General features: G+C 61.5%; 6 protein-coding genes. 2 read left to right on the top strand and 4 right to left on the bottom strand.

Going from position 1 to position 10,138, the window contains the following annotated elements:
• Window positions 1–217: 217 nt before the first annotated feature.
• Window positions 218–1,642 carry a type I glutamate--ammonia ligase gene (gene glnA, locus NW863_RS03755; RefSeq protein ID WP_414364516.1) on the bottom strand — a complete coding sequence of 475 codons (1,425 nt, stop codon included), beginning with the start codon at window positions 1,640–1,642 and terminating at the stop codon, window positions 218–220.
• Between the two features lie 399 nt (window positions 1,643–2,041).
• Between glnA and trxB the strand changes: the two genes are divergently transcribed.
• Window positions 2,042–3,460, top strand: coding sequence for a thioredoxin-disulfide reductase (gene trxB / locus NW863_RS03750; protein WP_414364514.1), 1,419 nt, complete (start codon window positions 2,042–2,044; stop codon window positions 3,458–3,460).
• A 46-nt stretch (window positions 3,461–3,506) separates the two neighbouring features.
• Here trxB and purL read toward each other — a convergent pair whose 3' ends face one another.
• The 3 genes from purL to psaM all read right to left on the bottom strand — a co-directional run bounded on the left by purL (window position 3,507) and on the right by psaM (window position 8,482).
• Entirely contained in the window at window positions 3,507–5,792 is a 2,286-nt protein-coding gene (gene purL, locus NW863_RS03745; protein WP_414364512.1) for a phosphoribosylformylglycinamidine synthase subunit PurL, read from the bottom strand.
• An 11-nt stretch (window positions 5,793–5,803) separates the two neighbouring features.
• Window positions 5,804–8,227, bottom strand: coding sequence for an ATP-dependent DNA helicase RecG (gene recG, locus NW863_RS03740; RefSeq protein ID WP_414364523.1), 2,424 nt, complete (start codon window positions 8,225–8,227; stop codon window positions 5,804–5,806).
• Between the two features lie 162 nt (window positions 8,228–8,389).
• Window positions 8,390–8,482, bottom strand: coding sequence for a photosystem I reaction center subunit XII (psaM, locus tag NW863_RS03735; protein ID WP_414364510.1), 93 nt, complete (start codon window positions 8,480–8,482; stop codon window positions 8,390–8,392).
• Window positions 8,483–8,705: 223 nt separating this feature from the next.
• Between psaM and glyA the strand changes: the two genes are divergently transcribed.
• Window positions 8,706–10,031: a serine hydroxymethyltransferase gene (glyA, locus tag NW863_RS03730; protein WP_414364508.1), complete on the top strand. Its 1,326-nt coding sequence runs from the start codon at window positions 8,706–8,708 to the stop codon at window positions 10,029–10,031.
• Window positions 10,032–10,138 lie beyond the last annotated feature (107 nt).

Here is a 10,138-nt window from a genome sequence, read left to right as displayed (position 1 = left end):
TAGCTAGATAGACAACAAGCGCCAGAAGGCCGATAAGAAAAAACGAGAACAGAACAAAAATAAGCAATTCCATTGCAAACCCTCCCTCCAACCTCTAGACTTTGGCGATCCTACTTAGAGTATCTAGGCGGGCACAAAAAAAGGATCCCCTCAGAAAAAGAAGGGATCCCGTTCCAAAACCTCATTCGAGAACGAATGTTTTGGATGAAAACCTCGATCAGGCGTCAAAATAGAGTGCAAACTCGTAGGGGTGAGGCCGCAGGTTGATGGGGTTGATCTCGTTGTCAATCTTGTACTCGATGTAGGTTTCGATGAGATCCTCAGTAAAGACACCTCCCTCCAGTAGGAAGTCGTGATCCTTCTGCAGGTTTTCCAAAGCATCCAGCAGGGATCCGGGCGTGGAGGGGATCTTGGCCAGCTCGTCCGGCTCCAGATCGTAGATGTCCTTGTCGAGGGGCTCGCCGGGGTGGATCTTGTTCTTGATCCCGTCCAGGCCGGCCATCAACATGGCCGAGAAGGCGATATAGGGGTTGCAGGTGGCATCGGGGCAGCGGAACTCCAGCCGCTTGGCCTTGGGATTTTTGCCTGTAACTGGAATGCGAATGGCTGCGGAGCGGTTGCCCTGCGAGTAGGCCAAGTTGACCGGCGCCTCAAACCCAGGCACCAGGCGCTTGTAGGAGTTGGTGGTGGGGTTGGTAAAGGCTAGGATGGCTGGGGCATGCTTGAGCAGGCCGCCAATGTAGTAGAGAGCCGTTTCGCTGAGATCGGCGTAGTTGCCTTCTTGGTAAAACAAGGGCTGGCCGTCTCTCCAGAGGGACTGGTGCGTGTGCATGCCGCTGCCGTTGTCATTGAAGAGGGGCTTGGGCATGAACGTCACCGTCTTGCCGTGCTTGCGGGCCACGTTCCGGATCACGTACTTGTAAATCATCATGTAGTCGGCAGCCGTGATTAGATCGGCAAAGCGGTAGCCCAGCTCCCCTTGCCCGCCGGTGGCCACCTCGTGGTGGTGCTTCTCGATAGGCACCCCTAGCTTGGCCATTGTCAACAGCATCTCGGTACGAAGATCCTGGTGGGCATCGGTGGGCGGCACAGGGAAATAGCCCTCTTTGTAGCGGGGCTTGTAGCCCAGGTTGCCGCCTTTTTCCTCCCGGCCTGAGTTCCAGCGGCCCTCGATGGAATCGACAAAGTAGTAGCCGGCGTTTTGGGTCTGGTCAAACCGTACATCTTCAAAAATAAAGAACTCTGCTTCGGGCCCGAAGTAAGCCGTATCGGCAATCCCTGTCGATTGCAGATAGGCCACAGCCCGTGCTGCCAGGCTCCGCGGACAACGGCTGTAGGGCTGGCCGGTGCGCGGCTCAATAATGTTACAGATAAGGCTGAGGGTGGGCACTTGCAAGAACGGGTCGATCCAGGCCGTCTTGGGATCCGGCACCATGTACATGTCCGACTCATTGATGGATTTCCAGCCCCGAATGCTTGAACCATCAAAGGGTAGCCCTTCGCTGAAAACTTGTTCCGTAAGCATCGAAGGGTGGAAGGAAACGTGCTGCCAAGTGCCGAAGATATCCACAAACTTGAGATCCACCATCTGGACATTGTTGTCCTGGATCATCTGAAGCACTTCTTGGGGCGTGGATGCCATTACTCTCTCCTGATTGGGTTGCAATTGAGACTGGGGTAATCCTAAGGTAGACGGGATCCCGGCAGCGGATCCCCGCGCTTCGACTTGAGTGGGCCAAAAGCGCTCACCCATCCTAGAAAGGCCGATATCAGCATTTTGTAGCTTCTGATACGAAATTGCCCTGGCTTTGGCCTTCTGCTCAACGGCTTGGCCATTGCGCCCCTCAGCCAAGCGTTTCTGCCCTGTTGTCCTCTGGACAAAGACAAGTCGGAGAAGCCAAACCCTGTCTCCCTAGCTAGAGGAAAGCGAAAATGGGACTAGCGAGCTCCAGCCTCGCTCAGAATACCGGCTCGTGTTAGACTAAAACGTAGTCGTTATGAGTTTGGTTTAGTTTTCAGCAACAGCAAGGAGCGACATCGAATGACAGAGCAAAGTCGGGTTGAGAATGTGGTGATTATTGGTTCTGGCCCTGCCGGGTTCACGGCGGCCATTTACGCTGGGCGGGCCAACCTGAAGCCAGTTGTGTTTGAGGGGTTTCAGGTGGGCGGGATCCCGGGTGGGCAACTGATGACCACCACCGAGGTGGAAAACTTTCCGGGCTTTCCCGAGGGCATCAGCGGCCCCCAACTGATGAAAAACATGCGCGCTCAAGCGCAGCGGTGGGGGGCAGAGCTCTACCCCGAGGATGTCACCTTTGTGGATCTCAGCCAGCGGCCTTTTGTCGTCCGCTCTGATGAGCGAGAAGTGCGCACCCACAGCCTAATCATCGCCACCGGGGCCACGGCCAAGCGCCTACACCTGCCCGGAGAGGAGATCTACTGGAACCGCGGCATGTCCGCCTGCGCCGTCTGCGATGGGGCCATGCCCATATTCAGGGGAGTGGAGCTGGTGGTCATTGGCGGTGGCGATACCGCCTGTGAGGAAGCTACCTATTTGACCAAGTTTGGATCCCATGTCCACATGCTGGTGCGCAGTGGCAAGATGCGGGCCAGCAAGGCCATGCAAGACCGGGTGCTCAACCACCCCAAGATTACGGTGCACTGGCACACCGAGGCGGTGGAAGTCCTGGGCGACGGCCAGCGCCTGACCGGGGTGAAGGTGCGCAACAACCAGACAGGGGAGATCCGGGAGATGGCGGTGGGTGGCTTGTTCTACGCCATCGGCCATAAACCCAACACCGACCTGTTCAAAGGACAACTGGAACTGGATGAAGTGGGCTATATTGTCACCCGCCCCGGATCGGTAGCCACCAGCGTGGAGGGGGTGTTTGCCGCCGGGGATGTGCAGGATCACGAGTTTCGCCAGGCCATCACCGCTGCCGGCACCGGCTGTATGGCGGCCATGTTGGCAGAGCGCTGGCTCTCAGAACACGGCTTAGCCCAAGAGTATCACGTCGTCCCTCAGAGCCATCCTGAGCCCAGCCCTGCCACGGCTCCTCCCGAGGCGGAGTTGCCGGGGGAAGCTGCGGTGGCGGAGAACGGCCACGAGGATCTGGACTTCAGTAAGACCTGCCATGAAGGGAGCTATGCCCTGCGGCGGCTTTACCACGAAAGCGATCGCCTGCTGATGGTCAAGTACACCGCTCCCACCTGTGCCCCTTGTCATGCCCTCAGGCCGATCTTGAACAAAGTCATCGAAGAGTTTGCCGACAAGCTGCACGTGGTGGAGATCGACATCGAGAAGGATCCGGAGATTGCTGAAGCCGGCGGGGTCACCTGCACGCCGACGGTGCAGTTTTTTAAAAACAAGGAGCTGGTGGCGCAGGTGGTGGGCGTTAAGCCCAAGTCCCACTATCGGGAGGTGATCCAGGCCAATTTGTCTGAAGCAAGATCAGCTTGAGGTAGTCCCCCTCACCCCCAGCCCCTCTCCCTTGGGGAGAGGGGAGCTAGGTGTTGTGGTAGGCGGCCTGCAGGGCGGCCAAAGAGACCGACAACAGGGGATCCCCTTCTGCAGTTGTCAAGAGCAAAGGATCGGCAGGGGATCCCACTTGTCCCAGCAGTTGCCACTGGCCGGGGAGCTGTGACTCTAAGTAGGCTTCCCAAGGAGAGCGCTGGGCTGGATTGACAGAAACGAGGATGCGGCTGGATCCCTCGCCAAACAGGGCCTGATCCCAGCGCAGGGATCCGGGAGCCAGAGAGACACTGGCACCGCGGCCCCCGCTGAGGCAGGCTTCCGCCAGAGCCACGGCCAGTCCTCCCTCGCTACAGTCGTGGGCGGAGCGCACCCACCCCTGCCGGATGCCGTGGCGGCAGGCGGCTTGCACGCGCTTTTCCAGTTCCAGATCCACGGGGGCAGGCCGACCCGTGACCGTGTTGTAGATTGCCGCCAAATACTCGCTGCCGCCCAGACTGGTAACAGCCTGGGCTCCCAAGAGGTAGATGAGATCCCCTTCCTGCTGCCACCCCTGGCCACAGACCAACTTCAAGTCTGGAAGGAGACCGACCATGCCGATAACGGGGGTAGGGTAGATGGCCTGGGATCCCTTCTCGTTGTAGAGGGAAACGTTCCCCCCTGTTACCGGTGTCCCTAGGGCACGGCAGGCCTCCCCAATCCCCCGACAGGCCAGGGCCAACTGCCAGTACACCACGGGGTTTTCCGGGTTGCCGAAGTTGAGGTTGTCGGTTACAGCCAAGGGCTCCGCCCCCACGCAGGAGAGGTTGCGGGCGGCTTCGGCCACCGCGGCTTTGGCCCCCTCGTAGGGATCCAAATATACCCAGCGGCCATTGCCATCGAGGGTGGCAGCAATGGCCTTGCGGGCAGCCTGCAGGGGTGGCACCTCGCCCACGCCAAACTTTTGCGAGCGGATGCGGATAACCGCTGCATCTCCCTGCCCCGGCCAAAGGACAGTGTTGTTTTGCACCTGGTGGTCATATTGGCGATAGATCCAGGCTTTGCTGGCCAGGGTGGGGCGGGCCAAAAGCCGCAGCAGCACCTCTTGCCACGTCAGGGTTGCCTGATCGAGGTGGATCCCTTCGCGACTGCAAGGGGGTAGGGTGGCGGGATCCCACTGCCACGCTGCCTGGACGTACTCCGGTGGCTCTGGCAGCAGCGGGCGGACGTAGACGGGGGTCTCTTCGGCCAAGGCCCGCGCCGGCACTTGCACCACGCAGGTTCCGCGGTGCCAGATCTCCACCAGCGGCTCGGCAATGACTTCTCCGGCCACGCTGGCCTGCAGGCCCCAGCGGTGGAAGATCTCCATCACCTCCGCTTCGCGACCTTTTTGCACCACCAGCAGCATCCGCTCCTGGGACTCCGAAAGCAGGTACTCCCAGGCGGCCATGCCGCTTTCCCGCGCCGGCACCCGGTCGAGATCAAAGCGGATCCCTACGCCTCCTTTGGCGGCCATCTCCGCCGTGGAGCAGGTGATCCCGGCCGCCCCCATGTCCTGGGCGGCCACCACAGCTCCTGTGGCAAAGGCCTCCAGGCAGGCCTCGATGAGACATTTGCCCAGAAAGGGATCCCCCACCTGCACCGCCGGCCGATCCTGCTGGGAGTCCTCCTTGAGCTCGGCGCTGGCAAAGCTGGCCCCGCGGATCCCGTCCCGCCCCGTAGGGGCGCCCACGTACAAGACCGGATTCCCCACCCCCCGAGCTGCCGATTTCACCACCGCCGGCGTCTCCAGCAGCCCCAGAGCCATGACGTTGACCAGGGGGTTGCCACTGTAGCAGGGATCCACGGCCACTTCCCCCCCCACCGTGGGCACCCCCACGCAGTTGCCGTAGTGGGCGATCCCCTCCACCACCCTGGCCATGAGGCGGCGGTTGCGGGGATCCGTCAGCGGCCCAAAGCGCAGGGAGTTGAGCAGGGCAATGGGACGGGCGCCCAGGGTAAAGATATCGCGCAGGATGCCTCCCACGCCGGTGGCCGCTCCCTGGAAGGGCTCAACCGCTGAAGGATGGTTGTGGGATTCAATCTTAAAGGCCAGCCAGTCCCCATCCCCCAAATCTATGACGCCGGCATTTTCCCCCGGCCCCACCACCACCCGCTCGCCCGTAGTGGGAAAGTTTTTCAACAGAGGGCGAGAGTTCTTGTAGCAGCAGTGCTCCGACCACATCACCCCAAACATGCCCAGCTCGGTGGGGTTGGGATCCCGGCCCAGTTGCTGCTGGATCTGGTGATATTCCTGGGGGGAGAGGCCGTGGAGCGTCAGCTCTTCAGGAGTAGGGGGCATAGGCACCAAGGTTAGGTCAACAAAGCCGGCCCCAAAAGACGGGCCTGGCGTTCTTCCAGTATGCGACGCAGGCGGGGCCACTGCTGCAGCTCCGGGTCTTGGGCAATGAGCTGCTCTGCTGCCTGGCGGGCCAACTGCAGCACCTCTTGGTCATCCATGAGGCTGGCCAGAGCAAAATCGGGCAGTCCCGACTGGCGGGTGCCCATCACCTCCCCAGGGCCGCGGAAGCGCAGATCCATCTCGGCAATGAAAAAGCCATCGTGGGACTGCTCCAGGACTTTTAGCCGGCGCAGGGCCTCTTCGCTTTGGGATCCCGTCATTAAAATGCAGTAGGCCTGGTCGGATCCCCGCCCCACCCGCCCCCGCAGTTGGTGGAGCTGGGAGAGGCCAAAGCGCTCGGCATGCTCCACCAGCATCACCGAGGCGTTGGGCACATCCACCCCCACTTCCACCACTGTGGTGGAGACGAGGATATCCAGCTCCCGCCGGCGGAAAGCTTCTATGACGGCGTCCTTCTCGCTGCTAGTTAGGCGCCCGTGCAGCAGGCCCACCCGGAACTGGGGGAAGACCTTCTCCTGCAGGCGCTGGTGTTCCTCAATGGCGGACTTGAGATCCAGCTTCTCAGACTCTTCAATCAAAGGCAGCACCACGTAGGCCTGCCGCCCCTGGGCAATCTCCCGCTCCATCAGCCGCACCACCTGCAGGCGATCCCCCGGTCGAGCCACCACCGTGTGCACCGGCTTGCGCCCCGGGGGCAACTCGTCAATTTGGGTAACATCCAGATCCCCGTGCAGGGCCAGGGTAAGGGTGCGGGGGATGGGGGTGGCCGTCATGGTCAGGACATCGGGGTGATCCCCTTTCTGCTGCAGGGCAGCCCGCTGTTCGACGCCAAAGCGGTGCTGCTCGTCGATAACCACCAAGCCCAGGTTGCGAAACTGCACCGCCGGCTGGATGAGGGCATGGGTGCCAACCACTAGGGGCAGCTCCCCGGTCTGCAACTGCCGCAGGATCTCGCGCCGCTTGGCGGGGGGTGTGGAGCCGGTCAAGAGTTCCACAGGCACTTGCAGTTGGCTGAGCCACTCCACCAGCTTGCGGTAGTGCTGCTCGGCCAAGACCTCCGTGGGAGCCATGAGGGCCGTCTGCCAGCCCGACTGGATGGCCGCCAGCAAAGCCGCCACCGCCACCACAGTTTTGCCGGATCCCACATCCCCCTGCAGCAGGCGGTTCATGGGCAAGGGATCCCGCAGATCCGCCAGGATCTCGTCAATGGCCCGCTGCTGGGCAGCGGTCAGCTGGAAGGGCAGGATTTGGTAGAAGCGATCCAAGAGCTCTCCTCTAGCTGGCTGGTAGCGGGGGACAGCCTGGGCCTGGGCGCGGTAGCGCTGCCGCCGCTGCAAGAGGCTAAGTTGCAGGTAGAAAAACTCGTCGAACACCAGCCGCCGCCGGGCCTGGGCCAGCAGCTCTTGCGTCTTGGGAAAGTGGATCTGCTGCAGGGCAAGGGGCAAGTCCAACAGCTGCAACTGCCGCTTCAGGGGCTCCGGCAAGGGATCCTCCACCAAGGCAGCTGCCGGCAGGGCAAGCTGGACGGCTTTGCGCACCAAATCGGCGGGGATCCCTTCTGAGAGGGGGTAAACGGGTAGGATCTTGCCCAACCTCTCCAGATCCTCGCCCTCTCCCCCCAGCACCTCCAGTTGCGGGTTCTCCAGTGTCAAGCCCAAGCGGCCCTTTTTCACCAGACCGCTGGCCGCCACCACTGCCCCCTTGGGGTATTGCCGCTCCAGGGCCGCCTGCCAACTGCGCTGGGCAAATTGCCGCCCGCTGTAGAAGCGGCTGAGGGTGACTACGCCGCTTTTGTCGGCAAGCTTGAGGTTGAAGATGGTCAGCAAGGGGTTTTTGGGGCTGGTAAAGCAACTGCAGCTTTTCACCGTCCCCACCAGGGTAACCGTCTCCCCCACCTTGGCCTGGCGGATGAGCACGCGTCGGGAATAGTCCAGGTGATCCCGTGGGAAGTAGTAGAGGGCATCGCGCACAGTGTGCAGGCCCAGTTGCGCCAGTTTCTCCGCCGACTTGGGGCCAATGCCCTTGAGAAATTGCAGCGGCTGCTCCAAACTAAGGCCCTTGGGCAGGGGCAAAGCAGGGCTGGGTGGAGCAGAGTGGGCTTGTTCTTGCTGGCGACGCAGCCGCTCCAGCCAGCGGCGGGTTTCCGCCACCAGGTGCTGCCGCTCCGGCAGCTCTAGCTGGGGGTAGAGGCGATAGCGGGATCCCAGTTCTTTCCACCGCCGTCGCTCTTCCCCATCCAGGATCCAGCCAGCGGGGGGATCCTGGCCAAACACGCTCTGCAAAAATTGGGAGAAGGTCTGCTCTCGCCCCCGCAGGTCGGTAAACCCCACCTCTGCTTCCAGAGAAAGGGCGCGCTGAACCCGCTGTAGATCCACCTGGCTCAAGTTGCTTCTGGGTTGGCTGCCGGTAGTATCCTTTATCCAACTTTAGCCAATGGCAAAGCGTCCCAGGCGCAGCCCCTGGGCCTCAACTCAAAAGGGCCTGCTCTATAGGACAGGCCCCCGGATCCAGAGCAACCTTATTCTTCCAGATGGAAACTAGCTGCGGGCCAGGGCGGATCCCAGCAGCACGGCCATCACTGCCGGCACCAGGGCAATGGCCAGGATGGTGAAAACTTGCGCGTCGCTCATAGCCAACTCCTAAAACCCAGTGCTGTAAACCTGCCCCTCACTTTACCCCGGCTGGTGACCAGACCTGGGGCCCAAAAACATTCTTTACAAAGCGGCCTTTGGTTCTGCGCTTAGCCGCTGCGGGATCCCCTGGCCTGTGTTACGATGTTGCTTCGCAACGCTGTTGCGACCGCAGGGTAATTCTGGCCTTTTTTTCTTTGCAACGTTTGCTCTTGGCGTCACCATGGTAGCCGCCCCCCACAGCCTAACCACTCCCCGGGACAACCTGGCCATTTTGGCCGAAACGGATCCCATCGTCTACCGCCTCATCCAGCAAGAACTCAACCGCCAGCGGGATCACCTGGAGATGATTGCCAGCGAGAACTTCACCTCGCCGGCTGTCCTGGCGGCCCAGGGCTCGGTGCTTACCAACAAGTATGCAGAGGGGCTGCCCGGCAAGCGCTACTACGGCGGCTGCGAATTTATCGACGAGATCGAACAACTGGCCATCGACCGCGCCAAGCAACTGTTTGGGGCGGCCCACGCCAATGTCCAGCCCCACTCCGGTGCCCAGGCCAATTTCGCGGTTTTCTTGGCTCTGCTGCAGCCAGGAGACACGATCATGGGCATGGATCTGGCCCACGGCGGCCACCTCACCCACGGCTCGCCAGTCAATGTCTCCGGCAAGTGGTTCCGCGTGGTGCACTATGGCGTGGATCCGCAGACGGAGCGGATTGATTTTGACCAGGTGCGGGATCTGGCCCTGCAGCACCGGCCTAAGCTGATTATCTGCGGCTACTCCGCCTACCCGCGGACAATTGATTTTGCTGCCTTCCGTGCCATTGCCGACGAGGTGGGGGCCTATCTGATGGCAGACATTGCCCACATCGCCGGCCTGGTGGCCACTGGGCACCACCCCAACCCCGTGCCCCTCTGCGATGTGGTAACCACCACCACCCACAAGACGCTGCGAGGGCCGCGCGGCGGGCTGATTCTCACCCGCGACCCGGAATTGGGCAAAAAGCTGGACAAGGCGGTGTTCCCCGGCAGCCAAGGGGGGCCTTTGGAGCATGTCATTGCCGGCAAGGCGGTGGCCTTTGGAGAAGCCCTGCAGCCCAGCTTTGCCCAGTACTCAGCCCAGGTCATTGCCAATGCCCAGGCCCTGGCGGCAACGCTGCAACGACGGGGCATCCGGCTGGTTTCGGGGGGCACCGACAACCACCTGATGTTACTGGATCTGCGCTCGGTCTCGGCAGTGCTGGAGAAAAACGGGGCTGCCGATCCGGTGATGACGGGCAAGCGGGCGGATCGCCTGATGGAGGAGATCCACATTACCGCCAACAAAAACACCATCCCCTTTGACCCGCAGCCGCCCTTTGTGGCCAGCGGCCTGCGCCTAGGATCCCCGGCCTTGACCACCCGCGGCCTGGGCGCAGCAGAATTTGAGGAAATTGGGGAAATTATTGCCGATTGCCTGTTTCAACCGGGGGATCTGGCTGTGCTCGAAGACTGTCGCCGGCGAGTGGCCGAGCTTTGCCGCCGTTTTCCGCTCTACCCCCAGTTGGGATAACCGCAGTCCTCTCCGCGGCTTGCCATGCCCTACTTGGTTGCCTTTTTGGCTGCTGCCTGTGTGGTTCTCTGGGCAACCCCGGTGGTGAAGGCGGTCGGGATCCGCAG

Origin of the sequence: Synechococcus sp. B60.1 (genome assembly GCF_047462555.1) — a bacterium.
Classification (GTDB): domain Bacteria; phylum Cyanobacteriota; class Cyanobacteriia; order Thermostichales; family Thermostichaceae; genus Thermostichus.
Note: the sequence above shows the minus strand (reverse complement) of the source record. Positions and strands in the feature narration are given on the sequence as shown.

Excerpts from the sequence above, each read along its gene's own strand:
- glnA (WP_414364516.1), bottom strand. The coding sequence starts at position 1,642 with ATGGCATCCACGCCCCAAGAAGTGCTTCAGATGATCCAGGACAACAAT.
- trxB (WP_414364514.1), top strand. The coding sequence starts at position 2,042 with ATGACAGAGCAAAGTCGGGTTGAGAATGTGGTGATTATTGGTTCTGGC.
- purL (WP_414364512.1), bottom strand. The coding sequence starts at position 5,792 with ATGCCCCCTACTCCTGAAGAGCTGACGCTCCACGGCCTCTCCCCCCAG.
- psaM (WP_414364510.1), bottom strand. The coding sequence starts at position 8,482 with ATGAGCGACGCGCAAGTTTTCACCATCCTGGCCATTGCCCTGGTGCCG.
- glyA (WP_414364508.1), top strand. The coding sequence starts at position 8,706 with ATGGTAGCCGCCCCCCACAGCCTAACCACTCCCCGGGACAACCTGGCC.